Below are 26,467 nucleotides of genomic sequence, written 5' to 3'. Positions count from 1 at the left end.
ACGGGCGTTGACTTCCGTGCCGACCGGTCCGGATGATCGCGCGCATGGCGACGACGCGCGCACCGCTGCCCCGCTTCCCGCACGACTTCTTGTGGGGAGTGTCCACTTCGGCCCACCAGATCGAGGGCGCCGCCGACCAACGCGGGCCCTCGGTGTGGGACGCGTTCACGGCCCTGCCCGGCAACGTCAAGGACGGCACGACGGCCGCCGTGGCCTGCGACCACGTGCGCCGCTACCGCGAGGACGTGGCCCTGATCCACGACCTCGGCGTGGACGCGTACCGCTTCTCGGTCTCCTGGCCACGGGTACTGCCACGGGGCGCGGGCGAGGTCAGCGAACGCGGCCTGGACTTCTACGACCGCCTGGTCGACGAGCTGTGCGCGGCGGGTGTACGCCCCGTGCCGACCCTCTTCCACTGGGACACGCCGCTCGCCGTGGAGGAGGCGGGCGGCTGGCTCGCCCGCGACACCGCGCACCGTTTCGCCGAGTACGCGGCCGTGGTCGCGGACCGCATCGGTGACCGCGTACCGAAGTGGATCACGCTGAACGAGCCCGCCGAGCACACCCTGCTCGGGTACGCGCTCGGCCGCCACGCCCCCGGCAGGCAGCTCCTCTTCGACGCGCTCCCGGCGGCCCACCACCAACTCCTCGCGCACGGCCTCGCGGTGGGCGCGCTGCGGGCGGCGGGCGCCGAGGACATCGGCATCGCCAACTCGCACGGCCCGACCTGGCCCGCGTCCGACACCGCCGAGGACCGCGAGGCCGCCGACCTCTACGACGTGCTCCTCAACCGACTCTTCTCCGACCCCCTGATCGCGGGCCGCTACCCGGAAGTGATCACGGAGCTGCTCGGCGGTGACGTACCCGACCTGGACGCGGACCTGAAGATCATCGCCCAGCCGCTCGACTGGTACGGCATCAACTTCTACCAGCCGACGAAGGTGGGCGCCCCGCTCCCCGGCACCGGCCCCACCCAGTTCTCCGGGCTCTCCCTGCCACCCGAGCTCCCCTTCTCGCCGCGCCCGATCGAGGGCCGGCCGCTGACGGACTTCGGCTGGCCCGTCGTCCCCGAGGCCCTCACCGAGCTGCTCCTCACCTTCGGCGAACGCTACGGCGACCGTCTCCCGCCGCTGATCATCACCGAGAACGGCTGCTCCTACGAAGGCCTCGACGACCAGGACCGCATCACCTACCTGGACGGCCATCTCCGGGCGCTGCACCGGGCCCTGGACGCCGGGGTCGACGTGCGCGGCTACTTCGTCTGGTCCCTGCTCGACAACTTCGAGTGGGCCGAGGGGCACGGGCAGCGGTTCGGGCTCGTCCACGTGGACTACGGGACGCTGGAGCGGACGCCCAAGGCCTCGTACTGGTGGCTGCGGGGGGAGTTGGAGGCGCAGCGCGAGGCGGGCTGAGCGTCGGAGGACGGGCTGAACGTCGGAAGCAGCGCGCTGAACGTCAGAAGCAGCGCGCTGAACGTCAGAAGCCCAGCTTGCGCAGTTGGCGCGGGTCGCGCTGCCAGTCCTTGGCCACCTTGACGTGCAGGTCGAGGTAGACCGGCGTACCGAGCAGCGCCTCGATCTGCTTGCGGGACTTGATCCCGACGTCCTTGAGCCGCTTGCCCTTGGGGCCGATGATGATCCCCTTCTGGCTGGGCCGCTCGATGTAGACGAAGGCGTGGATGTCGAGGAGCGGCTTGCCGGCGGGCCGGTCCTCGCGGGGCAGCATCTCCTCGACGACCACCGCGATGGAGTGCGGCAGCTCGTCCCGTACGCCTTCCAGGGCCGCCTCGCGGATCAGCTCGGCCACCATGACCTGCTCGGGCTCGTCCGTGAGGTCGCCCTCGGGGTAGAGCGGCGGGCCCTCGGGAAGCAGCGGCACGATCAGATCGGCGAGCAGGCCGACCTGCTGGTCGCCGACGGCCGACACCGGCACGATCTCGGCCCACTCGAAGCCCAGCTCCTTGCCGAGCTGGTCGATGGCGATGAGCTGCTCGGCGAGCGTCTTGCTGTCGACGAGGTCGGTCTTGGTGACGATCGCGATCTTCGGCGTCTTCTTGATGGACGCCAGTTCCTTGGCGATGAACCGGTCACCGGGGCCGAGCTTCTCGTTCGCGGGCAGACAGAAGCCGATGACGTCGACCTCGGCCCAAGTGGTGCGTACGACGTCGTTCAGCCGCTCGCCGAGCAGCGTGCGCGGCTTGTGGAGCCCGGGGGTGTCCACCAGGATCATCTGGGCGTCGGGCCGGTGCACGATGCCGCGCACCGTGTGCCGCGTGGTCTGCGGCTGGTCCGCGGTGATCGCGACCTTCTTGCCGACCAGAGCGTTCGTGAGGGTGGACTTGCCCGCGTTGGGGCGACCGACGAAGCAGGCGAAACCGGCACGGTGGGCGGCCTGCTCGGACGGCTGGGATGACTGGGTACGCACGCTCATGCCGCCCATTCTCCCTGATCTTTTCGGGCGTGGGCGCCTTGGGCGGTTTCCTGTCCTATGGGGCTGCGCCCCTTTCCCCCGCTTTCGGCCCTCCGGGCCTCGCCCTCGAACGCCGGGCGGGCTGTTTCCCACCACCCGCCCTTTCCGGCGAGGTTCCCGCCCGTCCGGGGTGCCCCGCGCGGGATCAGACAGCCTCGGCGCGCAACCGGACCACCCCGTCCGCCCCCGCCAGGAAGACGGGCGTACCGGCCCCGCCCAGATCCCGCACGGCGGCCAGATCCTCCGCGCACAGCGACTCCACGCCGGAGACGACCGCCGCCGCCTCCAGTGACTCCGCCCCGGACGCCACCGCCATCGCCACGGCGGTACGCAGGGCCGAGAGCTCCAGGGACGCGAGGGACACGGTCCCTGCCACGTACGTACGGCCCGTCTCGTCCCGTACGGCCGCACCCTCGGGCACACCGTTGCGGGCACGGGCCGAACGGGCGAGGGTGACGATCTTCTGGTCCTCGGGGGCGAGGTCGGTGCGCTCAGTCATGGCACGAGCATACGGAGCGTGGACGTCCCGGAGGGCTCAGGGGCAGGGCGGGATCAAGGGCGGTCCAACCGGAGCCGCACAGCCCGTGGCAGCCCCGCGACCACCAGGTCGTAGGAGTCCTCGACGAGCTCGCGGAGCAGGCGGCCGGGGAGGGAGCCGGAGACCGTCACGGTGTTCCAGTGGCGTTTGTTCATGTGCCAGCCAGGCACGATCTCCGGGTGCGCGGTGCGCAACTGGACGGCGAGGTCGGGGTCGCACTTCAGGTTCACGGTCAGCGGCGCCCCGTCCGGCACGGACAGTGCGGAGAGGGCGAACATCTTCCCTGCCACCTTGAAGACCGAGGTGTCCGGGCCGAACGGGAACTCCTCCACGGCGTCGTTGAAGGAGAGGCACAGGGCCCGGAGCTGCTGCGGAGTCACGCCGCGTCGTCCTCCTCGGGGCCGGATCCCGCGGCCCGTACCGGCTCCACCAGGACCGTGACGATCTTGTTGCGCCGCCCGGCCGCCGCCTCCGCCGTGAGCTTCAGGGCACGCCCGTCCGGCAGGTCCACCACGGCCGACGCCCCGGCGATCGGCACCCGCCCGAGCGCCTTGGCGAGCAGCCCGCCGACGGTCTCCACGTCCTCGTCGTCGTAGGCCTCAAGGCCGTAGAGATCGCCGAGGTCGCCGATGTCGAGGCGGGCCGTGACGCGGTGGCAGCCGTCGTCGAGCTCCTCGACGGGCGGCAGCTCACGGTCGTACTCGTCGGTGATCTCGCCGACGATCTCTTCGAGGATGTCCTCGATGGTGACGATGCCGGCCGTGCCGCCGTACTCGTCGATGACGACGGCGACGTGGTTGCGCTCCTGCTGCATCTCGCGCAGCAGATCGCCCGCGTTCTTGGTGTCGGGCACGAACGCCGCGGGCCGCATCGCCGTCGACACCAGTTCGTTCTCGGCGTCGCGGTTGATGTGGGTCCTGCGGGCGAGGTCCTTCAGATACACGATCCCGACGACGTCGTCCTCGTTCTCGCCGGTCACGGGTATCCGCGAGAAGCCGGAGCGGAGGGCGAGGGTGAGGGCCTGGCGGATGGTCTTGAAGCGTTCGATGGAGACCAGGTCCGTGCGCGGCACCATGACCTCGCGGACCAGCGTGTCGCCCAGCTCGAAGACGGAGTGCACCATGCGGCGCTCATCGTCCTCGATCAGGGACTCCTTCTCGGCGAGGTCGACCATCGCCCGCAGCTCGGCCTCGGAGGCGAAGGGCCCGCGCCTGAAGCCCTTGCCGGGCGTGAGCGCGTTGCCGATGAGGATCAGGAGGGCCGGTACGGGGCCCATGACGCGGGCCAGCGGCAGCAGGACGTACGCCGCGGCCGTCGCCGTGTTCAGCGGGTGCTGGCGGCCGATGGTGCGCGGCGAGACGCCGACGGCGACATAGCTGACGAGCACCATCACGCCGATGGCGATGGCGAGCGCCTCCCAGGTGGTGTCGACGGCCTGGAGGCAGGCGTACGTCACCAGGGCCGCGGCCGCCATCTCGCACGCCACGCGCACGAGCAGGGCCACGTTCAGATAGCGGGTCGGGTCGGCGGCGACCTGCGCGAGCTTCGCGCTGCCGCGCCGCCCGGAGCGCACGGACTCCTCGGCGCGGAAGCTGGAGACACGGGCGATGCCCGCCTCGGCGCAGGCGGCGAGCCAGGCCACCACGACCAGGGCGACGGCCCCGGCGATCAGTTGGAGGGACATGGCGTCAGGAGACGGTCGGCGCCGGGGACGGGCCGGTCAGGCCCCGCTCCGCGCGCCAGCCGTCGACGATCGCCGCCTGCAGTCCGAACATCTCGGCCTTCTCGTCCGGTTCCTCGTGGTCGTACCCGAGCAGGTGCAGCACTCCGTGGACGGTGAGGAGCTGGAGCTCCTCGTCCATGGAGTGCTGCGTGGGGGCCTCCTGGCCCTGCTTCAGGGCGACCTCGGGGCACAGCACGATGTCCCCGAGGAGGCCCTGCGGCGGCTCGTCGTCGTCCTTCATGGGCGGGCGCAGCTCGTCCATCGGGAAGGACATCACGTCCGTGGGGCCCGGCAGGTCCATCCACTGGATGTGGAGCTGCTCCATGGCGCCGGCGTCCACGACGATCACCGACAGTTCGGAGAGCGGGTGGATCCGCATCCGCGCGAGCGCGTAGCGGGCGATGTCGAGGATCGCCTGCTCGTCGACCTCGGTTCCGGATTCGTTGTTGACGTCGATCGACATGGTGCTGTTCCGCTACTTCCCTCTGGACCGGCCGCGGCTGGCGTGCGAGCCGTTCTCCGTGCCGTTCTCGTTGTCGTACTTCTCGTACGCGTCGACGATACGGCCGACGAGCTTGTGCCGTACGACATCGGAGGACGTGAGCCGCGAGAAGTGCACGTCGGGTACGCCTTCCAGGATGTCCTGGACCTGACGCAGACCGGACTTCGTGCCGTTCGGCAGGTCGATCTGCGTGACGTCGCCCGTGATCACGATCTTCGATTCGAAGCCGAGGCGGGTGAGGAACATCTTCATCTGCTCGGGGTTCGTGTTCTGCGCCTCGTCCAGGATGATGAACGCGTCGTTCAGCGTCCGGCCGCGCATGTACGCGAGCGGGGCGACCTCGATGGTGCCCGCGGCCATCAGGCGCGGGATGGAGTCGGGGTCGAGCATGTCGTGCAGCGCGTCGTACAACGGGCGCAGATACGGGTCGATCTTCTCGTAGAGCGTGCCGGGCAGGAAGCCGAGGCGCTCGCCCGCCTCCACCGCGGGGCGGGTCAGGATGATCCGGTTGACCTGCTTGGACTGCAGGGCCTGGACCGCCTTGGCCATGGCCAGATACGTCTTGCCCGTACCCGCGGGGCCGATGCCGAACACGATCGTGTGCTTGTCGATCGCGTCGACATACCGCTTCTGGTTGAGGGTCTTGGGGCGGATGGTGCGGCCCCGCGAGGAGAGGATGTTCTGGGTCAGGACCTCGGCCGGGGTCTCCTGGCCGTCGGCCTCTCCGCTGTCGTCCGCCCGGAGCATGGCGATCGAGCGTTCCACTGCGTCCTCCGTCATCGGCTGTCCGGTGCGGAGCACCAGCATCATCTCGTCGAACAGGCGCTGGATGAGGGCGACTTCGTGGGCGTCTCCGACCGCGCTGATCTCGTTGCCCCGGACGTGGATGTCGGCCGCCGGGAAGGCCGTCTCGATCACGCGAAGGAGCGCGTCCCCGGAGCCCAGGACCGTCACCATGGGGTGCTTGGCCGGGACGGTGAAGTGGGCTTTCGCGGGCTTGGGCGCGGTCGGCTGCGCGGGGGTCTGAGCTGTCGGTGTCTGCGTCATGGGCCGGCTCTGAAGGCCTGCTCATCCTCCTCGTCACGGGGCTCGCCGGGGAGCGGCGTCCTGCACTGCCAAGGGTACGACGGGCCACTGACAAGCCCTAAGCCCTTTTCCCGACCGCGCTCGCCCGCCGCCCCCGCCCGCCGCGCTCGCCCGGGCAGGGATCCGGCCAACCGGCGGCCCGGCCCCTGCCTCAGCCCAGATCCAGCCCCCGCCCAGGACCCGCGCCCTACAGCGACCTCCCGAACCCGATCGTCGGCACCGCCCTGCGCAGTGGCCAGGGGCGGGAGGTCTCGGGCAGCAGGGTCTCCAGGAAGGCGTAGCGGCGCAGGGCGACCGGGTCCTGCTCCTCGACCTCGCACACGCGCCGCCACCACGCGGCGACCTCCGACCAGCCGGGCGCCGAGAGGGACCCGCCGAACTCCTGCACGGACAGCGCGGCGGTCAGACCGGCGAAGGCGATCCGGTCGGCCAGCGGCCACCCGGCGAGGGTGCCGGTCACGAAGCCCGCCACGAACACGTCGCCCGCGCCGGTGGGGTCGAGCGCCGCCACCTCGATGGCGGGCACGGACGCGGTCTCGCCGGTGCGCCCGTCCACCGCGTACGCCCCTTCGGCCCCGAGGGTCACCACGGCGACCGGGACGTGCGCGGTCAGCGCGTGCGCGGCGGCCCGCGGGCACTTCGTGCCGGTGTACCGCATGGCCTCCTGCGCGTTCGGCAGGAACGCCTCGCAGTGCGCCAGGTCGGGCAGGGCCGCGAGGTCCCAGCGCCCGGAGTCGTCCCAGCCCACGTCGGCGAAGATCCGGGTGCCACGGGCCGCCGCCGCCGCGATCCACGGTGCCCGCGTGCCCGGTTCGAGGGAGACCACGGCGGCACGCGCGCGTGGCGGGCAGCTCGGCACGCCGCCGTCGGGCGACGCGGTGTCGAACGGCGGCTCGTGCCCGTGGCTGATCATGGTCCGTTCGCCCTCGTACGCCATGGAGACCGTCACCGGCGAGTGCCAGCCGGGAACGGTCCGTGACGAGGACAGGTCGATGCCCTCGCCGTGTTCGAGGGCGTCCCAGCAGTACTCCCCGTAGTGGTCGTCCCCGAAGGCCGCGGCCAGTGAGGTGTGCAGACCGAGCCTGGCCAGGGCGGTGGCCATGTTGGCCACGCCGCCGGGGCTCGATCCCATGCCGCGCGCCCAGGACTCAGTGCCGCGCACGGGTGCCGAGTCCAGGCCGGTGAAGATGATGTCGAGGAAGACCGTCCCGGTGAGGTACACGTCGCACGGCGGGTCGCCCGCCCTGCGCGCCGACTTCAGTGGATCGACGAGGGTCTCCGTGCCCGCGGCGGGGGTGTGATGGGGTGCGCCTGGTGGTACAGCCATGAAGGCAACGTAACCCAGGCCTGTGTCAGGACCGAGCCGCTACCAGCGCGGCACGAGCGGAGTTGTCCACTCCGGATCGAGTCGGCGCATGGCCGCCGCGTCGTCGCGGTCCCGCAGCGCGGCGAAGTCCTCGTCGAGCCAGCGGCGGTGCAGGGCGTCGAGCTTCTCCCGGTCGAGCGTGACGCCGAGCCCGGGTGCGTCGGTGACGGCGACCCGGCCGCCGTCGAACCGCAGCCGCTCGCTCAGGACGTCCTCGGACTGCCACGGGTAGTGCGAGTCGCAGGCGTGCCTCAGGTCCGGCACGGTCGCTGCGACGTGGGTCATCGCGGCGAGGCTCACGCCCAGATGGGTGTTGGAGTGCATGGAGAGAGCGACCCCGAACGTGCGGCGGACGGCGGCGAGTTCCCGGGTGGCGCGCAGGCCGCCCCAGTAGTGGTGGTCGCAGAGCACCACCTGGACGGCGCCGCTCGCGAAGGCCGCCGGTATCTCCGCGAACGTCGTCACGCACATGTTCGTGGCGAGCGGCACCCCCGAGCGCGCGGCGACCTCGGCCATCGCGGGCGTGCCGAGGGCGGGGTCCTCCAGATATTCGAGTACGTCACCGAGTTCGGCGGCGACCTTCAGCGAAGTCTCCACCGACCAGGCGCCGTTGGGGTCCAGGCGCAGCGGCCTGCCGGGGAAGGCGGCGGCGAGCGCGCGGACGGCCGCGATCTCCTCCTCCGGCGGGCGGACGCCGCCCTTCAGCTTGAACGAGGTGAAGCCGTACCGCTCCTCGAAGAGGCGGGCCTGCGCGACCACTTGGGCCGGGTCGAGGGCGGGGCCCCAGTCGTCGGGCTCGCTCGCGATGCCCGGCGGGTGCGCGGCGTGCTTGTAGAACAGATACGCGCCGTACTCCACGCTGTCGCGCACCTTGCCGCCGAGCAGCGCGTGCACGGGCAGGCCGAGCGACTTGCCGAGGGCGTCCAGGCACGCGACCTCGAAGCCGGACACGACGGAGAGCCGCAGCTTGTCGACGGTCTGGGCGCCGCGCAGGCCGCCGACGTCGACGGCGGTGTCGACACGGGCCGCGTCCACGGCCAGCTCGTCCGCGAGTGTGAACAAGCCGTTCAGGTCGGACGCCGCCCGGCCCACCAGCGCGGCGGCCAGCGGACGGGCGAGCTCCAGATACTTGCCGTCCCCGTAGGTCTCCCCCACGCCCGTACCGCCGTCCGCCGTCTCCACCTCGATGATCAGGCGCGGGGTGTACGGCTGGTGGAGGCCACCTCCGCGTACGCCCTCCCCATACACCTCCGCGTATGCCTCCCCCGTACGCCCCCGTACCGCCTACGGGAACTCGTACGCCGCGACCTCCGCCAGATACCGTGCCCGCAGCGCCTCCTCCTCGGGCCCGCCGTCCAGGAACGCCGCCTCGAAGGAGTTCCTGGCCAGCTCGCGCAGCGCCTCCTGGTCCAGGCCGAGGGCCTCGCGCACGGCGAGGAAGTTGTCGCCCGCGTAGCCGCCGAAGTAGGCCGGGTCGTCGGAGTTGACGGTGCAGAGAAGACCGGCGGCCATCATCCGCGGCAGCGGGTGCTCCGCCAGGACGTCGACGGCGCGCAGGCGCACGTTCGACAGCGGGCACAGCGTGAGCGGCACCCGCTCCCGCACCAGGCGCTCCACGAGTTCGGGGTCCTCCATGCAGCGCAGCCCGTGGTCGATCCGCTCGACGCCGAGCACGTCAAGGGCCTCCCGCACATAAGCGGCCGGGCCCTCCTCGCCCGCGTGCGCCACCTTGCGCAGGCCGAGCGCCCCCGCGGCCTCGTACACGGCCGCGAACTTGGCCGGCGGATGGCCCACTTCGGCCGAGTCCAGGCCGACGCCGGTGATCCGGTGCAGATACGGCTTCGCGGCCTCCAAGGTCGCCATGGCCGACTCGGCGGACTGGTCGCGCAGGAAGCACATGATGAGGCGGGTGCTGACGCCGTGCCGCTCCTCGCTGCGGTCGAGGGCGCGGCAAAGGCCCTCGACGACCGTGGCGAAGGGGACGCCGCGCGCAGTGTGGGCCTGCGGGTCGAAGAAGATCTCGGCGTGCCGCACGCCCTGGGCCGCGGCCCGCGCGAGGTAGGCGTCCGCGAGCTCCTCGAAGTCGGCCTCGGTACGCAGCACGGCCATCAGGCCGTAGTAGAGGTCGAGGAAGGACTGGAGGTCGTCGAAGAGATAGGCCTTGCGGAGCTCCTCGGTGTCGGCGTACGCGAGGGAGATGCCGTTGCGCGCGGCGAGCGCGAAGGCCAGCTCGGGTTCGAGGGTGCCTTCGATGTGCAGGTGGAGTTCGGCTTTGGGCAGGTGCATGTGGTGCTTCTGTTCTCTGTTCGGGCCCGAACCGCGGTCGGTTCAGGCGTTGCGCTTGGGCAGCGGGATCCGGTCCAGGTCCCGCGCCACGGTGAGCTCGCCCACGAACCCGGCGGCGCGCGCCTGCTGTTCGAAGGCGGTGGGGTCGGCGTACCGCTGGCTGAAGTGCGTGAGCACCAGGTGCCGGACCCCGGCGTCCCGGGCCGCGGCGGCGGCCTGTCCCGCAGTGAGGTGACCGTGGTCGGAGGCGAGCCGGTGGTCCTCGTCGAGGAAGGTCGACTCGATGACGAGCATGTCGCAGCCTTCGGCGAGGGCGTGCACGCCCTCGCACAGCCGGGTGTCCATCACGAAGGCGAACCGCTGCCCGCGCCGCACCTCGCTCACCTGGTCGAGGGTGACGCCGCGCAGGCTGCCCTCGCGCTGGAGCACGCCGACGTCGGGCCCCTTGATGCCGTGCTCGGCGAGCAGCGCGGGCAGTATGCGCCGCCCGTCGGGCTCGACCAGGCGGTAGCCGAACGACTCCACGGGGTGGGAGAGCCTCGCGGTCTCCAGGCGGTACGACGGCGTGGCCGCGACGACGCCGTCGGCGGCCACCGGCGCCTGCACCAGGTCGGCCGTCTCGCGGTAGGCGGTGGCGTACCGGAGACGGTCGAAGAAGCGCTGCCCGGAAGCCGGGTAGTGGGCGGTCACGGGGTGCGGCACCCGGTCCAGGTTGACGCGCTGGATGACGCCCGCGAGGCCCAGGCTGTGGTCCCCGTGGAAGTGGGTGACGCAGATGCGGTTCAGGTCGTGCGCGGCCACGGAGGCACGCAGCAACTGGCGCTGCGTGCCCTCGCCCGGGTCGAAGAGGATGCCCTCGCCGTCCCAGAGCAGGACGTACCCGTTGTGGTTGCGCTGCCGGGTCGGGACCTGGCTCGCGGTGCCGAGCACCACCAATTCACGTACGGACAAGGGAGACTGGCCCGGTCAGCCGGGCGGCCACTGGAGGCCGCGGCCGCCAAGGACGTGGGCGTGCGCGTGGAAGACCGTCTGTCCGGCGCCCGCGCCGGTGTTGAAGACGATGCGGTAGCTCTCCGACTTCTCCTCGGCGGCGACCTCACCGGCCTCGCGCAGCACGTCGGCGGCGATCTTCGGCTCGGCGGCGGCGAGCGAGGCGGCGTCCGGGTGGTGCGCCTTGGGGATCACCAGGACATGCGTCGGCGCCTGCGGGTTGATGTCGCGGAAGGCGAGGGTGGTCTCCGTCTCCCGTACGACGGTCGCCGGCACGTCACCGGCGACGATCTTGCAGAACAGGCAGTCGGCCTGCGGTTCTCCCGCCATGGGGGCGCCCTCCTTGGTCACTGATGGATGATCTCTGATCGGTCACTGATCGATACCGTCGCATGCTATCCGGGCACCGTCGTCACGTCCGTGCCCCGCCGCCGTCGGAGAGGCGGTCCTGGTCGGTGCCGGGCAGCGCGGGCGGGGCCTTCGCCGGGGACTCCGCCAGGGCGGCGAGCGCGACCCGTACCGCCTCGTCGAGTTGGGGGTCACGTCCCGCCGCGTGGTCGTCGGGGGTGGCCACGACCTCGATGTCGGGGTCGACGCCGTAGTTCTCCACGCCCCACTCCACGCCCTCCATCCAGAACGCGTACTTGGGCTGGGTCACCAGGGTGCCGTCGACCAGGTGGTAGCGGCTGTCGATGCCGACGACGCCGCCCCAGGTGCGGGTGCCGACCACGGGCCCGAGGCCGAGCGCCTTGATCGCGGCGTTCACGATGTCGCCGTCGGAGCCGGAGAACTCGTTGGCCACGGCGACCACGGGACCGCGCGGCGCGTCCCCGGGGTAGCTGAGCGGTCCCGAGCCGCGCGGCAGGTCCCAGCCGACGATGCGGCGCGCCAGCTTCTCCACCACGAGCTGCGAGGTGTGGCCGCCGCGGTTCTCCCGGACGTCCACGACCAGGCCCTCGCGTGTCACCTCGACCCGCAGGTCACGGTGGATCTGCGCCCACCCGGGCGCCTGCATGTCCGGCACGTGCAGATAGCCGATCCTGCCGCCGGAGCGCTCGTGGACGTAGGCCCGCCGGTCGGCGACCCACGCGTGGTAGCGCAGCGGCTCCTCGTCGTCCACGGGCACGACGACGGCGTGCCGGAGGTCACCGCCGCCCGCCGGGGACACGGTGAGTTCCACGGGCTTGTCCGCGGTGCCGACGAGAAGCGGCCCGGGTCCCGTCACCGGGTCGACCGGCCGCCCGCCCACGGCGAGGATCGCGTCACCCGCCCGCACGGCCACGCCTGGCGCGGCGAGCGGCGAGCGCGCGGCCGGGTCGGACGTCTCGGTCGGCAGGACCCGGTCGACGCGCCACAGGCCGTCGTCGCCGCGTGAGATGTCCGCGCCGAGCAGGCCCTGCCGGGTGCTCGCGGCGCCCCAGCTCCCGCGCGGGAAGACATAGGCGTGCGAGGTGCCCAGCTCGCCCTGCACCTCCCACAGCAGGTCCACCAGGTCGTCGTGGGTGGCGACGCGGGCGAGCACGGGGCGGTAGCGCTCCAGGACCCCGTCCCAGTCGACGCCGCCCATGTCGGGCCGCCAGAAGTTGTCCCGCATGAGGCGGCCCGCCTCGTCGTACATCTGCCGCCACTCCGCGGCCGGATCGACGTACTGGCGTACGCGGCCGAGGTCGACGGTGATGTTCGTGTCGCTGTCCTCGTCGGCGGAGGCACGGCGGTCGCTCGGCACCACCTTCAGCTTGCCGCCGGCCCACAGCAGCACCCGCTTGCCGTCGCCGGTGACCGCGAAGTGGTCGGCGTCGCCGCAGAGTTCGTCGACGCGGTGCTGGCCGAAGTCGTAGCGCTCAAGCTCCGAGCTGGGGTCGGGGTCCGCGGGGGTGGCGCGGGACGCGCCGAGCACGCCGCGCAGGGGGTGGCGCAGCCAGAGGAGGCCGTCCTTGGCGGCCCTGAGCGTGGAGTAGCGGGCGGCCTCCACGGGGAACGGCACGACACGCTCGGCGAGGCCGTCCAGGTCGACGCGGGTGGCGGGGGTGCCCTCGCTGTCGGGGGTCTCGGCGTGCGGCCCTTCAGAGGCGTCGAAGGCCCTGCCGTGCCGCTGCGGGCCGAACGGTGAGGGGGTGGTGGCCGCGAGCGTGATGAGGTGCGGGCGGGCGCCGCCGACGAAGGCGAGGTCGAAGACGTGGTCGTCGTAGACGGGGTCGAAGGCCCGCGCGGACAGGAACGCCAAGTGCTTGCCGTCGAGGGTGAACGCCGGGCTGTAGTCACGGAACCGGAGCTGGGTGGCCTCCGACACCGACAGGTCGGCGGTGTTGGCGAGCTTGAGCTGGCGCAGCGGGCGCGGCCCCGGGTGCGACCAGGCGAGCCAGGCGGAGTCGGGCGAGAAGACGAGCCCGGTGGCCTCGCCGTGCTCGGCGCGGTCCACCTCGCGCACCTCGCCGCTCTCCCGCTCCACGATCAGGACCCGCCCGTCGTGCGCGGCGACGGCGGCGCCGCTGCCGTCGGGTGCCATGGCGAGCGCGAGGACCCGGCCGAGCTGTCCGGCCGCGAGCCGCCGGGGCGTCGCACCGGGGGCGAGGCCGGTGGCGGGCGCGAACTCCAGGGCGTCGTCGCCCTCCGCGTCCGTCACCCACACCACGTGCTCCTCGCCCTCCACGCGGAACGTGCGGGGCAGCCGCGCCCGGACGCCGGGTTCGGCCGCGAGCGCACGGGCGGGCCCCTCGCGGTGCGTGACCCAGTGCACGGCGCCCCGCACGGCGACGGCACTGCCGCGCCCGGTGTGGTCGGGCGCGGCGGCACCGAACCAGCGGGCGGCGTTCACGGGGTGCGGCTGCAGGTCGGCGCGCTGGCCGCCGAGGGGGACGTCGAGGTGGCGCGGCTCGGCGTCCACGAGGTCGTCCAGGAGCCGGAGTTCACCGGCGGTCGCGTACGTCACGCGGGTGCCGTCGGTGGTCGCGTGCCGGGCGTAGAACCCGTCGAGGGGGGTGTGGCGGCGCAGGTCGGTGCCGTCGGGCAGCGAGGAGTACACGGCGCCGACGTCCTCGTGGTCGCTGAGGAAGGCGATGCGGTCACCGACCCACAGGGGGCACTCGATGTTCCCGTCGAGATCCTCGTGAACGCGCACGAATGTGTCCGCTGCCCCGGTGCCGCGGATCCACAGCTTGCCCGCCGTACCGCCCCGGTACCGCTTCCACCAGGCGGCCTCGCGCCCCATCGGCGCGGAGAGCAGCAGGACTTGACCGCCCGGGCCGTACGCGACGTCCCCGACCAGGCCGTACGGCAGCAGCTCCGCGGGACCGCCGTCGAGCGGCACCGCGTACGCCCGGGTCCTGCGCAGCGAGGCCTCGCCGTGCGTGGTGACGGCGAGCACCCGGCCGTCGGGCGTCCAGCCGCGCACCTCGGTCTTCGGACTGCCCCAGTACGTCAGGCGTTTCGCGGGCCCGCCGAGCACGGGCGCCACATGCACCTCGGGGGCGCCGTCCCGCGTCGAGGTCCAGGCGACGGTGGTGCCGTCCGGGGAGATGCGGGGCTGGCGCACGGGGACGTTGTCGGCGCTGACGCGCCAGGCGCGGCCCCCGTCGAGTGGGGCGACCCAGACGTCGTCCTCAGCGGTGAAGGCGAGCAACTCGCCGCTCAGATGCGGAAACCGGAGGTAGGAAGGCTGCGTCACAAGGTCAGCCTAAGCAGGCGCCGCGCGGGGCGGGGGCGCTTTGGATCACTTGCCCGATTCTTGGCCGGGGTGCTCGGTCACCGTGACGGTGGCGGTGGGGCCGGGGTCGGGCTTGTCGTGGTCGACATTCTCGTCCTTGCCGCCGTCACCACGGCCGTTGTCGCCGGTTCCGTCCCCGTCACCCTGACCGTCGCCGTCGCCCCGGCCGTCGCCGTCGTGCCGGTCGCCGTCGTCTTGCCCGCCGCCACCGTCATTCCGGCCGCCGCCACCGTCATTCCGGTCGCCGCCACCGTCATTCCGGTCGCCGCCACCGTCATTCTGGTCACCGTCGCCGTCGTGCCGGTCGCCGTCGTGCTGGTCGCCGTCGTCCTCGTCGCGGTCGCAGTCGCCCAGGACGTCGGCGCGGAACCACTCCTCCTTGCCGACCTCGGCGGTCAGGTTCCCGCGTACGCAGGCGCCGTTGATGACGTCGGTGACCCGGCCCCTGACGGTGATGACCTTGTCGTCGTCGGTCTGGCCCCGGCAGTCGACCTCGGCCTTCCGCTTCTTGTCGGACTCTCCGGCCTCTTTGGGCCCGCCGACGTACGAGGCGTGGCAGGTCAGCCAGTCCACCTCGGCGTGCTGCCGCTCCAGTTCGCGGGTGGCCGTCTTGTCGGTGGTGATCGCGACGGCGGACGTGCTCATGTTGCCCTTGACCGGGTCACAACCGGCCAGGCCCGCAGTGGCCGCGGCCACGACGCCGAAGGCGAGCAGAGCCCGCCGCGGTGCTGCCGGTAATCGCCTCGATGCCCCCATGCGCGCGAGGGTGCCACTGTCTGCGCCGGACCGGAAGACCGCGTACGGCCATATGTCCGGTACGGGGACTCGTCAGGCCCGGTCGGTGATCCGCGCGCAGTACGCGTCCAGGTCAGGACCAGCGTCCCGTCCGGCCGAGGAGCAGGGCCGCGGCCGCGGTGCCCGCGGTCGACGTACGCAACACGCTGCGCCCGAGCCGGTAGGGACCGGCACCCGCCTGCGCGAACGCCGCCAGCTCGTCCGGGGACACGCCGCCCTCGGGGCCGACGACGAGGACGAGGTGCCCGGCGGTGGGCAGCTCGGCGGTGGCCAGCGGTTCGCTGCCCTCCTCGTGCAGGACCGCGGCGAAGTCCGCGGCGGCCAGGAGCGCGGCGACCTGCTTGGTCGTCGCCGGCTCCGCGATCTCCGGGAAGCGCACGCGCCGCGACTGCTTGCCCGCCTCGCGCGCCGTCGCCCGCCACTTGGACAGCGCCTTCTGGCCGCGCTCGCCCTTCCACTGCGTGATGCAGCGGGCGGCGGCCCACGGCACCACGGCGTCCACACCGGTCTCGGTCATGGTCTCCACGGCCAGCTCACCGCGGTCGCCCTTGGGCAGGGCCTGTACGACGGTGATACGAGGGGCTTCCGCGGGCTCCTCGCGTACGCCGCCGTCGCCGATGGACACGACAAGGCGGTCCTTGCCCTCGGTGTCGGCGACGACGCCCCGCGCCCAGCGTCCGGCCCCGTCGGTGAGGACGACGTCCTCACCCGCACGCAGCCGCTTCACGGACACGGCGTGCCGTCCCTCGGGCCCGTCCAGGACGTACCGGCCGACGGCGGCCGCGTCCCGGAAGTCCTCGACGACGAAGACCGGGGCCGTCACACCGCACCCCGCGCGGCGAACGCCGCCTTCGCCTCGTCGAGCTCGGCCACCAGGACCTCCACCAGCTCGGCCGCGGGCAGCTCCCGCGCGAGGCGGTGCCCCTGGCCCGCCCACAGCGCCATGGCCTGCGGGTCACCGGCCTTGGCCGCGGCCTTGCGCAGCCCGGCCGTCAGATAGTGGACCTGCGGGTACGCCGCGGGGGCGTACGGTCCGTGCTCGCGCATGAAGCGGTTCACCAGGCCGCGCGCGGGGCGGCCGGAGAAGGCCCGGGTCAGCTCCGTGTGCACGAACAGCGGGTTCGTCATGGCCTGTTTGTGCAGCGGCTGCGCGCCGGACTCAGGGGTGACGAGGAACGCGGTGCCGAGCTGGGCGAGGTCGGCGCCCGCGGCCAGTACGGCGGCGATCTGGCCGCCGCGCATCAGGCCGCCCGCCGCGACGACGGGCAGTTGGACGGCCTCGCGGACCTGCGTGATCAGGCTGAGCAGGCCGAGCCCGGCGCCGTCCGTCTCCGGGTTGTCGCGGTGCGTGCCCTGGTGGCCGCCGGCCTCGATGCCCTGCACGCAGACGGCGTCGGCGCCCGCCTCCTGTGCCGCCTGGGCCTCCTCCGGCGTGGTGACGGTGACGACCGTGCGGGTGCCGACCCGGTCGAAGGCCTGGACGACCTGCCGGGTGGGGCAGCCGAACGTGAACGACACGAGCGGCACCGGGTCGTCGAGCAGGATCGCCAGCTTGGCGTCGTAGCCGTCGTCCCGTTTGCCGTCGGTGTCGCCGAGCTGCGTCTCGTACCAGGTGGCCTCGCCCGCGAGCTGATTGCGGTAGACCTCCACCGCGGCGGGGTCGGCGTACTCGGGCTGCGGCATGAACAGGTTCACGCCGAACGGCCGCGCCGTCAGGCCGCGCAGTTGTTTGATCTCCTGGTACATGCCGTCGGCGGTTTTGTACCCGGCGGCGAGACATCCGAGCCCCCCGGCCTCGGACACGGCCGCCACCAACTGCGGCGTCGAGGCCCCGCCTGCCATCGGGGCCTGCACGATCGGATAGCGACAGAGATCGTTGAACGCGGAGGACATACCGGCATCGTGCCATGTCTGGCGGGGGCGCCTTGTGCGGGGGCTGGCCGGGGGCCCACCCACCCACCCGTGATTCCCGCGGCCCCGGGCTGCGTCACCCCTGTGGGCAACTGGTCCGCCAGGGGCGAGGGGGGTACCTCCCTGCTCGAGCGGAGCCGAGAGCTTGGGGGAGGGTGGGCACAGCTCCACCGCCGGGTGCCGGTCAACGCAAAGGGGCAAACGAAACGGCCCGGGGTGAGCGGCATCACCGCTCACCCCGGGCCGCTCCGCTCAAGGCGTCACCGCCCGTTGAACGCGTCCTTCAGGCGCGAGAACAGCCCCTGCTGCCCGGGCTGAAACTGCCCGGTGGGCCGTTCCTCCCCGCGCAACTGCGCAAGCTCCCGCAGCAACCGCTCCTGCTCGGGATCGAGCTTGCTCGGCGTGAGCACCTCGACGTGCACGATGAGGTCACCCCGCCCGCCACCGCGCAGATGGGTCACACCCCGCCCGTGCAGCGGGATCGACTGCCCCGACTGCGTACCCGGACGGATGTCCACTTCCTCGGTGCCGTCGAGCGTCTCGAGCGGCACCTTCGTACCGAGCGACGCAGCCGTCATCGGCAGCGTGACGGTGCAGTGCAGATCGTCCCCGCGCCGCTGGAACGTGCCGTGGGGCAGCTCGTGGATCTCCACGTACAGGTCACCGGCGGGACCGCCGCCGGGGCCCACCTCGCCCTCACCGGCGAGCTGGATCCGCGTGCCGTTGTCGACACCGGCGGGGATCTTCACGGTGAGCGTGCGCCGCGACCGCACCCGCCCGTCGCCCGCGCACTCGGGGCACGGCGTGGGCACCACGGTCCCGAAACCCTGGCACTGCGGGCACGGACGCGAGGTCATGACCTGGCCGAGGAAGGACCGCGTGACCTGGGACACCTCGCCACGGCCGCGACACATGTCACAGGTCTGGGCGGAGGTACCGGGCGCGGCACCCTCACCGGAACAGGTCGTACAGACCACCGCCGTGTCGACCTGGAGGTCCTTGGTGGTGCCGAAGGCCGCCTCGTCGAGGTCGATCTCCAGGCGGATCATGGCGTCCTGCCCGCGCCGCGTCCGCGACCTCGGGCCGCGCTGCGACGCCGTACCGAAGAACGCGTCCATGATGTCGGAGAAGTTGCCGAAGCCACCCGCTCCGAAACCGCCCGCCCCACCGGCGCCGCCGGACTGGGACAGCGGGTCGCCGCCGAGGTCGTAGACCTGCTTCTTCTGCGGGTCCGACAACACCTCGTACGCGGCGTTGATCTCCTTGAAGCGCTCCTGCGTCTTCGGATCGGGGTTGACGTCCGGATGCAGCTCGCGGGCGAGCCGCCGGAATGCCTTCTTGATGTCGTCCTGGGAAGCGTCGCGGCGCACGCCGAGTACGGCGTAGTAGTCCGTGGCCACTTACGACTCCGCCAGGATCTGTCCGACGTAACGTGCCACTGCGCGTACTGCTCCCATCGTTCCCGGATAGTCCATGCGTGTCGGTCCGACCACGCCCAGCTTGGCCACTGCCTCGCTCCCCGAACCGTAGCCGACCGAGACGACCGACGTGGAGCTGAGCCCCTCGTGGGCGTTCTCATGCCCGATCTTGACGGTCATGCCCGAATCGGTCGCCTCACCAAGCAACTTGAGGAGGACGACCTGTTCCTCGAGGGCTTCGAGGACCGGTCTGATGGTGAGGGGAAAGTCATGTCCGAAGCGGGTGAGATTGGCCGTACCGCCGATCATCAGCCGCTCCTCGGTCTCCTCGACCAGCGTTTCGAGCAGCGTGGACAGGACCGTGGCCACCGTGCCCTGGTCGTCCTTGTCGAAGGATTCGGTGAGGTCCTGCACCAACTGCGGCACGTCCGAGAAGCGGCGGCCCGCCACCCGGCTGTTGAGCCGCGCCCGCAGATCCGCGAGCGACGACTCACCGAACGGCGCCGGGCAGTCGATCATGCGCTGCTCGACCCGTCCCGTGTCCGTGATCAGCACCAGCATCAGCCGGGCAGGAGCCAGTGAGAGCAACTCCACATGCCGCACCGTGGACCGGGTCAGCGACGGATACTGCACCACCGCGACCTGCCGGGTGAGCTGCGCGAGCAACCGCACCGTGCGGCCCACCACGTCGTCCAGGTCCACCGCGCCGTCCAGGAAGTTCTGGATCGCGCGGCGCTCCGGCGCCGTCATCGGCTTCACACCGGCGAGCCGGTCCACGAACAGGCGGTAGCCCTTGTCGGTCGGGATGCGCCCGGCACTGGTGTGCGGCTGGGCGATGAACCCTTCCTCCTCCAGCGCGGCCATGTCGTTGCGGACCGTGGCCGGGGAGACGCCGAGCCGATGGCGCTCGGTGAGCGCCTTGGAGCCGACGGGCTCCTCCGTGCCGACATAGTCGTGGACGATGGCGCGCAGCACTTCGAGCCTGCGTTCACTGAGCATCGCGCACACCTCCACCTGTCGTCCCGCGCCCTGAGCCCCCGTGGCGGCCCCTCACCTTGGCACTCACCCGCGGGGAGTGCCAGCCTTCGACGAATTCAGTGTACGGCCGGTGGGTACAGGCCCGGCAAGGGCCGACGCTTTGTCATGCCGACGGGTGGCCACCGCGGGGCCCGTACTGCCCGCCGCGGCCCCTGGCGTTAGCGTCGTGCCATGGACACCTGCCCGCCCGCCCCGGTCGTGACCCCTGCCTGGGCGGAGTACGGCTGGGAACGGCTCACCGCGCGCGTGGGGCGGTGCCGGCTGCCCGTGTGGGACTGCACCGCCGGGCTCGTCGCCGGCGCCGACGCCGCCCTGATGATCGAGGCGGGGGCGAGCCTGCGCGAGGGCTCCCGTCTGCGCACCGAGGCCCGGCATCTGCTCGGCGGTGACCGCCGCGTCACCCACCTCGCGCTCACCCACCCCCATTTCGACCACGTCCTCGGCGCGGCGGCGTTCGCGGGCGTCGAGGTGTTCGGTGCCGTCGGCGTCGACGCCGTCCTGGACACCGGACGCGACGCCCTGCGCGCCGACGCCGTCGCCCACGGCCTCGACCCGGCCGCCGCCGCCGAGGCCGCCGACCTGCTCGTCCGCCCCCGACACCTGGTCGGCGGGGAGTGGACGCTCGACCTGGGCGGCGGCACCCGGGTGCTGCTCGCCGACGTCGGGCCCGGGCATACCGCGCACGACCTGGCCGTGCTCGTGCCCGGCGGCCCCGGCGAGCCCCGGGTCGTCTTCTGCGGCGACCTGGTCGAGGAGTCCGGCGAGCCGCAGGCCGGGCCCGACGCCGTGCCCGCGCGCTGGCCCGCCGCCCTGGACCAACTGCTCGACCTGGGCGGCCCGGACGCCGTGTACGTACCCGGTCACGGGGCCGTCGTGGACGCCTCCTTCGTCCGCGCCCAACGCGACACCCTTGCCCGCCGGTTCGGCGTCACCTGACGGCATGCCATAACGTCTGGCCCATGCGCAGCTACAACCCGGACCTGACCCCGCCGTGGAAGAAGCCGAAGGCCGTCCCGGAGGTGCCCGCCGAGACCGACCTGGTCGTGGAGGAGGTCGGGACCGGTTTCTGCGGTGCGGTGATCCGCTGCGAGAAGACGGCCGAGGGGCCGACGGTCACCCTGGAGGACCGCTTCGGCAAGCACCGGGTGTTCCCGATGGTGCCGGGCGGATTCCTCCTGGAGGGGCGCGTCGTGACCCTCGTGCGCCCGTCGGCCGTCGCCGCGCCCCGGAGTCCCGCCCGCACCGCCTCCGGTTCGCTCGCCGTGCCCGGCGCGCGGGCGCGCGTGGCCCGCGCGGGGCGCATCTACGTGGAAGGCCGGCACGATGCCGAGCTCGTCGAGAAGGTCTGGGGCGACGACCTGCGCATCGAGGGCGTGGTGGTCGAGTATCTGGAGGGCATCGACGACCTGCCCGCCATCGTGTCCGAGTTCGCCCCGGGCCCCGACGCCCGCCTCGGCGTCCTCGTGGACCACCTCGTACCCGGTACGAAGGAGTCCCGCATCGCCGCGTCCGTCAGCAGCGAGCACGCCCTGGTCGTCGGCCACCCCTACATCGACATCTGGGAGGCCGTGAAGCCGTCCTCGGTGGGCATCACGGCCTGGCCCCGCATCCCCCACGGCCAGGACTGGAAGACCGGCATCTGCCACGCCCTCGGCTGGCCCCCCAACACGGGCGCGGCCTGGCAACACATCCTGAGCAAGGTCCACACCTACAAGGACCTCGAACCGGCCCTCCTGGGCAGGGTGGAAGAGCTGATCGATTTCGTCACGGCCCCGTAGCAACCGCTTCCCGCCGTGACGGCGCGACCCGCCGCCATCCTGCCCCGCACCGCCCCCGTTGCGGGCAACTGGTCCCCCCTCGCTGTGGGCAACTGGTCCGCCAGGAGCGGAACGGGTGGGCACAGCCCAAGCGGACGGCAACCGTCCAAGTGGCGGCGGGGCACCCCCCGGACGGGACCGTCAGTCCACCAAGTCCCGCACCACCGCGTCAGCAAGCAACCGCCCCCGCAGGGTGAGCACGGCCCGCCCCTCCGCATAGGGCCCAGCCTCCAGCAGCCCCTCCCCCAGCGCCCGCAGGGATGCGTCAAGCCCCGCAGGCTTCAGCAACGCCAACGGACACCCCTCCCGGAGCCGCAGCTCAAGCAGGACCCGCTCGACCCGCCGATCCTCATCGGCGAGAACCTCCCGCCCGGCCCCGGGCGACCGCCCCCCGGCAAGCGCCCCCGCATACGCCCCGGGATGCTTCACGTTCCACCACCGCACACCCCCCACATGGCTGTGGGCCCCCGGCCCGGCCCCCCACCAGTCGGCGCCCCGCCAGTACAGCTCGTTGTGCAGACACCGCCCCGCCTCGGAAGTGGCCCAGTTCGACACCTCGTACCAGTCGAACCCGGCACCGGCGAGCACCTCGTCGGCGATCAGATAGCGGTCCGCGTGCACGTCGTCGTCCGTCATGGGCACCTCCCCGCGCCGGATGCGCCGCGCGAGCTGCGTGCCCTCCTCGACGATCAGCGCGTACGCCGACACATGGTCGGGCCCCGCCCCGATCGCCGCGTCCAGGGAGGCCCGCCAGTCGGCGTCGGTCTCCCCCGGCGTGCCGTAGATCAGGTCGAGGTTGACGTGGTCGAAGCCCGCCGCGCGCGCCTCGGCGACGCAGGCCTCGGGCCGCCCCGGCGTGTGCGTACGGTCGAGGATCTTCAGGACGTGCTGCTTGGCGCTCTGCATGCCGAAGGAGACGCGGTTGAAGCCGCCCTCGCGCAGGGCGCTCAGATAGGCGGGGCCGACCGACTCCGGGTTGGCCTCCGTCGTGATCTCCGCGTCGTCCGCGAGCCCGAACTCGTCGCGTACGGCCTTCAGCATGCGGACGAGATCGTCGGCGGCGAGCAGCGTGGGCGTGCCGCCGCCCACGAAGACGGTCCGTACCGGCCGCGGGTCGTCACCGAGGACCTTTCTGGCGAGGCGGACCTCGTCGGCGAGGGTGTCGGCGTAGTTGTCGCGGGAGGCGAGGACGCCGCCGGTGCCGCGCAGCTCGGTGGCGGTGTACGTGTTGAAGTCGCAGTAGCCGCAGCGGGTCGCGCAGTACGGCACGTGCAGGTAGAAGCCGAGCGGTCGCTCGCCCGCTCCCTCTAGGGCGGACGCGGGGAGCGTCCCGTCCTTGGGCATGGGCTCACCGTCGGGCAGTGCGGAAGGCATGTCTGCCATTGTCCCGTACCCCGCGCGTCGGGGGTGCCGTCGATCGCCCTGCCCGGCCGTGGGTGCCGTCGGTCGCCCTGCGGGCTCGTCCTCAAACGCCGGACGGGCTGATACTGCACGCGTCGGACGGGCTTGAGCTGTCGCCCCTGCCGTATCGAGGCCGTGGGCGTCATTTCGCCTTGAGGACCAGCAGGGCCAGGTCGTCGTCGGGCGGTTGCGTCGAGTACTCGTGGACGAGGCGGCGGATGCGCTCGGCGACGAGGCCCGCGTCCAGGCCCGCGCAGCCCGCGAGTGCCTTCGCGAGGCCGTCGCCGTCGTCGAAGAGGTGCCGTCCCGAGCGGCGCTCCGTCACGCCGTCCGTGACGCACAGCAGCGTGTCGTCGGCCTTCAGATCGAAGGTCTCGCTGATGTACGTCTCGTCGTCGACGACGCCGAGGAGCATCTGCGGGGTCGCGGCGGGCCTGACCACCCCGTCGGCGCCGAGCAGCAGCGGCAGGGGGTGCCCGGCGCACGCCACGGTGCAGCGCACGCCGCCCTCGTACGGGACGAGCTCTCCGTAGAGGAGCGAGAGGAAGCGTGAGGTCGGGCCGTCGAGCGGGTCTCCCTGGCCGCCCGCGACGGCGAGGACGGCCGCGGCCGCGTCGGCCGCCTCCGTGGCGTCGTCGAGCAGGAGCTGGTTGAGGCGGTCGAGGACCTCCGCGACGTGGTAGCCCTCGCGGGCGAGCAGCCGCAGCCAGGGCCGGACGAGCCCGATGACGACCGCCGCCTCGGGGCCCTTGCCCTGGACGTCGCCGAGCGCGAAGCACCAGCGGCCCTGTCCGGCGGGGAACACGTCGTAGAAGTCGCCGCCGGGTCCGCCCTGCTCCCGCGGCTCGTACACGATGCCGCTCTCCACGCCGGGGATCTCCGCGAGGGCGCCCGGCAGCAGGCCGCGCTGGAGGACCTTGCTGATGGTGGCCTGGCGCTGGTAGCGGCGGGCCGCGCAGATCGCGAGCGCCACCCGGCGGCTGAAGTCCTCGACGAGGCCCGTGGCCTCGTCGGGGAAGCGCACCAGGCCGGCCCGGCCGATCACCAGCGTGCCCAGTTGCCGCCCGCCCGCCACCAGGCGGTACGCGAGCGCCGCGCCCGCCGACTCGCCGGCGCCCAGCGCCTCGCCCGGCCACGGTACGGACACCGCGCCCGACCCGGCCGCCTCGGTGAGCCACGGTGGATCCTTCTCCAGGAGCCGGCGCAGCTCCTCTATGCGCTGTTCACTCGTGTGCCAGACGCGCGCGAGGCGTGTGCCGGGCGCGCGTCCATCGAGCGCACGCCCCGCTCCCTCGGCCTCGTCGTCGAGCCACACCGCGCACCAGTCCGCGAGCCGCGGCACCAGGAGCTGGCCTGCCAGGGCCGCGACCAGGTTCTCGTCGAACTGCCCTGCCAGCAGGTCCGAGGCCTCGGCGAGGAAGGTGAGCGCACCGCGGTTGATCCAGTCCGTGTCGTGCGGGGCTCTTCTGGGCAGCGGCGCCAGTATCTCGGCGGCGCTCAGCTCCCGCTGGGCTGCCTCCTGGCCGCCCGCGTGCGTGTCCAGGTCCTGCGCGGCGGGGGCGTCGGCGTCGATGTCGACGGGCAGCCGCGCCCAGACCGTCTTGGTGCCGGAGCGGTAGGTGATGCCCCAGGCCTCGGAGAGCATGGCGACGAGTTGCAGGCCGCGGCCGTACTCCGGGGTGCCGGGCTGGGGGTTGCGCGGTTCGTTGCGGACCGCGCGCGCCGGGTGGTGGTCGGACACCTCGATGACCACGGCGTCGGTGCTCTCGCCCGGGACTCCCGGGTCGAACCGGCACAGGATCTCGACGGCCGTGCCCGCGTGCACCACCGCGTTCGTCGCCAGCTCGCTGACCAGGAGCACCGCGTCGTCGGCGAGGCGGTCCGTGAGGCCGGTGGCCGCGGGCGTGCCTAGCTCCGCCCGGTCGGCGAGGGCGGCGCGCACGAACTTGCGGGCCGCCGCGGGTGCCAGCGGGTTTCCGGGCAGCGACGTGCGCACCGCCGACGGCGGCGCGGAGCGAGCCGCGGCCTGGCCGGCAGCGCGGAACGCGGTCTCCCGTTGCATCGGAATGGCCCCCACAGTGCGGCTCCTGAGCAGTTCGGACGAATACGCCTCAGGTGACACGGACAGAGTGACAGACTGGTTGAGCCCATAAGCACCGAGTCACCGAAGTGGGCCACCATGAGTGAGAACAGTGCTACGCCCGCGCTCGGACGCGGTCAGATTCCGTCAACCGACGCCGCGGCGGGTGCTGCGCCGATTCCGGCGCGGGGCCCTGCGCCCGGACCGGCCCACCCGCCCTCACCGGCCACCACGGATCCCGCCGCGCGGAACGAGGCTCCGGCGGCGGGCGCGGCGGCGGGTCCGGCGCCCGACGGGTTCCGGCCAGCCGCCACCGGGCAGGCCCACTCGGCCGTGTCGCCCTTGACGCCCGGGGTTCCTGACAGTCCGTTACCGCCAAGTCCCGGTGACGCCGGGAAGGTTGGCGCGGGCGACACGAGAGCGCGGTCCGACAAGCGCAGTTCGGCCGCGGCCTCCTCAGGGGACGAAGCAGCACGGGAGACGGTGAGGGGCATGGGCGGGGAGCCGGTGAAGGACATAGCGGCGACGGAGCCCCGGGCAGACCTGGGGGCGCCGCGGGGCCCGGGGGCACCGGCAGGATCGGCGGGACCGGCAGGCTCGGCGGACCCGGCAGGCTCGGCGGGACCGGCAGACCCAGCGGGACCGGCAGACCCGGCGGGATCGGCAGGCTCGGCGGACCCGGCAGGCTCGGCGGGACCGGCAGACCCAGCGGGGCCGGCAGACCCAGCGGGATCGGCAGGCCCGGCGGACCCGGCAGACCCGGCGGACCCGGCAGACCCGGCGGACCCGGCAGGCTCAGCGGACCCGGCAGACCCAGCCGACCCGGCAGGCCCTGCGGGACCCGCAGGCCCGGCGGGACCCGCAGGCCCGGCGGGATCGGCAGGCCCGGCGGGATCGGCAGGCCCGGCGGGATCGGCAGGCCCGGCGGGACCGGCAGACCCAGCGGGACCGGCAGGCCCAACGGGACCGGCAGGCCCAACGGGACCGGCAGACCCAGCGGGACCGGCAGGCCCGGCGGACCCGGCAGGCCCAGCGGTCCCAGCCGCGCGGTCGCCCGAGCCGTCGGAACTCGCCGGAGCGCCCGGGGCCTCGGAACTCGCCGGGGCGCCCGGGGCGTCGGCGGTTCCCGGGGCGACCGGGTCGCCCGTACCGCCCAACGCCCCCGCGCCTGCCGAGCCACCGGTACCACCCGTTCCACCCGTTCCACCCGTACCGCCCAAGAGCCCCGTCGAGCGGGCGGCCAAAGCACCCGCACCCCGGTCGGCACCCCGGCGGGCGGCCAAGTCCACGCGGGCGCCCGAGCCCGGCGTGGCCGCACGGAGGCCGGGCGCGGGGGCGCCCTCC

General features: G+C 72.9%; 21 protein-coding genes and 1 pseudogene. 3 read left to right on the top strand and 19 right to left on the bottom strand.

The window, feature by feature from the left end; translation table 11 throughout:
- The first annotated feature begins 32 nt into the window (after positions 1–32).
- The gene (locus IG78_RS0137840; protein ID WP_199813344.1) at positions 33–1,412 is read left to right on the top strand and encodes a GH1 family beta-glucosidase; all 1,380 of its coding nucleotides are present in this window, start codon (positions 33–35) and stop codon (positions 1,410–1,412) included.
- A 64-nt stretch (positions 1,413–1,476) separates the two neighbouring features.
- On the opposite strand, the gene era is transcribed toward IG78_RS0137840, so the two are convergent.
- The 17 genes and pseudogenes from era to hrcA form a co-directional block, all read right to left on the bottom strand.
- The gene (gene era, locus IG78_RS0137835) at positions 1,477–2,439 is read right to left on the bottom strand and encodes a GTPase Era (protein WP_030573149.1); all 963 of its coding nucleotides are present in this window, start codon (positions 2,437–2,439) and stop codon (positions 1,477–1,479) included.
- 175 nt (positions 2,440–2,614) lie between these two features.
- Positions 2,615–2,968, bottom strand: coding sequence for a cytidine/deoxycytidylate deaminase family protein (locus IG78_RS0137830; RefSeq protein ID WP_030573146.1), 354 nt, complete (start codon positions 2,966–2,968; stop codon positions 2,615–2,617).
- A gap of 53 nt (positions 2,969–3,021) precedes the next feature.
- A complete protein-coding gene (locus IG78_RS0137825; protein WP_030573141.1) occupies positions 3,022–3,387 on the bottom strand; it encodes an MmcQ/YjbR family DNA-binding protein in 366 nt (121 codons plus the stop codon).
- A complete protein-coding gene (locus IG78_RS0137820) occupies positions 3,384–4,691 on the bottom strand; it encodes a hemolysin family protein (RefSeq protein WP_030573139.1) in 1,308 nt (435 codons plus the stop codon). Before IG78_RS0137820 ends, IG78_RS0137825 begins: the two co-directional genes overlap by 4 nt.
- Positions 4,692–4,695: 4 nt before the next feature.
- Positions 4,696–5,193, bottom strand: coding sequence for an rRNA maturation RNase YbeY (gene ybeY / locus IG78_RS0137815; RefSeq protein ID WP_030573136.1), 498 nt, complete (start codon positions 5,191–5,193; stop codon positions 4,696–4,698).
- 12 nt (positions 5,194–5,205) lie between these two features.
- Positions 5,206–6,279: a PhoH family protein gene (locus IG78_RS0137810; RefSeq protein WP_030573133.1), complete on the bottom strand. Its 1,074-nt coding sequence runs from the start codon at positions 6,277–6,279 to the stop codon at positions 5,206–5,208.
- Positions 6,280–6,505: 226 nt separating this feature from the next.
- Positions 6,506–7,645 (bottom strand): carbohydrate kinase family protein, encoded by a 1,140-nt coding sequence (locus IG78_RS0137805; RefSeq protein WP_030573131.1) that lies wholly within the window; start codon positions 7,643–7,645, stop codon positions 6,506–6,508.
- Between the two features lie 39 nt (positions 7,646–7,684).
- Positions 7,685–8,905 (bottom strand): annotated as a pseudogene (locus IG78_RS0137800) (enolase C-terminal domain-like protein); the annotation flags it as partial.
- Positions 8,906–8,968: 63 nt separating this feature from the next.
- Complete coding sequence (locus IG78_RS0137795; RefSeq protein WP_030573128.1) at positions 8,969–9,970, bottom strand: adenosine deaminase; 1,002 nt, start codon at positions 9,968–9,970, stop codon at positions 8,969–8,971.
- Positions 9,971–10,012: 42 nt separating this feature from the next.
- Positions 10,013–10,921, bottom strand: coding sequence for a ribonuclease Z (locus IG78_RS0137790; RefSeq protein ID WP_030573127.1), 909 nt, complete (start codon positions 10,919–10,921; stop codon positions 10,013–10,015).
- Between the two features lie 15 nt (positions 10,922–10,936).
- A complete protein-coding gene (locus IG78_RS0137785; RefSeq protein ID WP_030573125.1) occupies positions 10,937–11,290 on the bottom strand; it encodes a histidine triad nucleotide-binding protein in 354 nt (117 codons plus the stop codon).
- Between the two features lie 82 nt (positions 11,291–11,372).
- A complete protein-coding gene (locus IG78_RS0137780; protein WP_051853377.1) occupies positions 11,373–14,624 on the bottom strand; it encodes a S41 family peptidase in 3,252 nt (1,083 codons plus the stop codon).
- Positions 14,625–14,669: 45 nt separating this feature from the next.
- Positions 14,670–15,419: a hypothetical protein gene (locus IG78_RS44565; protein ID WP_157856003.1), complete on the bottom strand. Its 750-nt coding sequence runs from the start codon at positions 15,417–15,419 to the stop codon at positions 14,670–14,672.
- Between the two features lie 112 nt (positions 15,420–15,531).
- Positions 15,532–16,281 carry a 16S rRNA (uracil(1498)-N(3))-methyltransferase gene (locus IG78_RS0137770; protein ID WP_030573119.1) on the bottom strand — a complete coding sequence of 250 codons (750 nt, stop codon included), beginning with the start codon at positions 16,279–16,281 and terminating at the stop codon, positions 15,532–15,534.
- On the bottom strand, positions 16,278–17,351 hold the full coding sequence (locus tag IG78_RS0137765) for a nitronate monooxygenase (RefSeq protein ID WP_030573117.1): 1,074 nt from the start codon (positions 17,349–17,351) through the stop codon (positions 16,278–16,280). Before IG78_RS0137765 ends, IG78_RS0137770 begins: the two co-directional genes overlap by 4 nt.
- Before the next feature lie 278 nt (positions 17,352–17,629).
- A complete protein-coding gene (gene dnaJ / locus IG78_RS0137760; RefSeq protein WP_030573115.1) occupies positions 17,630–18,769 on the bottom strand; it encodes a molecular chaperone DnaJ in 1,140 nt (379 codons plus the stop codon).
- Positions 18,770–19,786, bottom strand: a complete 1,017-nt coding sequence (gene hrcA / locus IG78_RS0137755; protein WP_030573113.1) for a heat-inducible transcriptional repressor HrcA — start codon at positions 19,784–19,786, stop codon at positions 18,770–18,772.
- Between the two features lie 237 nt (positions 19,787–20,023).
- Between hrcA and IG78_RS0137750 the strand changes: the two genes are divergently transcribed.
- Together IG78_RS0137750 and IG78_RS0137745 are read left to right on the top strand one after the other, a co-directional pair.
- Entirely contained in the window at positions 20,024–20,761 is a 738-nt protein-coding gene (locus IG78_RS0137750) for an MBL fold metallo-hydrolase (RefSeq protein WP_030573109.1), read from the top strand.
- Positions 20,762–20,784: 23 nt separating this feature from the next.
- On the top strand, positions 20,785–21,603 hold the full coding sequence (locus tag IG78_RS0137745) for a DUF3097 domain-containing protein (protein ID WP_030573106.1): 819 nt from the start codon (positions 20,785–20,787) through the stop codon (positions 21,601–21,603).
- A gap of 180 nt (positions 21,604–21,783) precedes the next feature.
- Here the strand turns inward: IG78_RS0137745 and hemW are convergent, their stop codons facing one another.
- Together hemW and IG78_RS0137735 are read right to left on the bottom strand one after the other, a co-directional pair.
- A complete protein-coding gene (hemW, locus tag IG78_RS0137740) occupies positions 21,784–23,016 on the bottom strand; it encodes a radical SAM family heme chaperone HemW (protein ID WP_030573103.1) in 1,233 nt (410 codons plus the stop codon).
- Positions 23,017–23,185: 169 nt separating this feature from the next.
- Positions 23,186–25,120, bottom strand: a complete 1,935-nt coding sequence (locus tag IG78_RS0137735) for an ATP-binding SpoIIE family protein phosphatase (RefSeq protein WP_030573101.1) — start codon at positions 25,118–25,120, stop codon at positions 23,186–23,188.
- Positions 25,121–26,467 lie beyond the last annotated feature (1,347 nt).

The organism is Streptomyces aureocirculatus (genome assembly GCF_000720475.1).
Classification (GTDB): Bacteria; Actinomycetota; Actinomycetes; order Streptomycetales; family Streptomycetaceae; genus Streptomyces; species Streptomyces aureocirculatus.
This window is presented reverse-complemented; position numbering and strand designations above follow the sequence as displayed.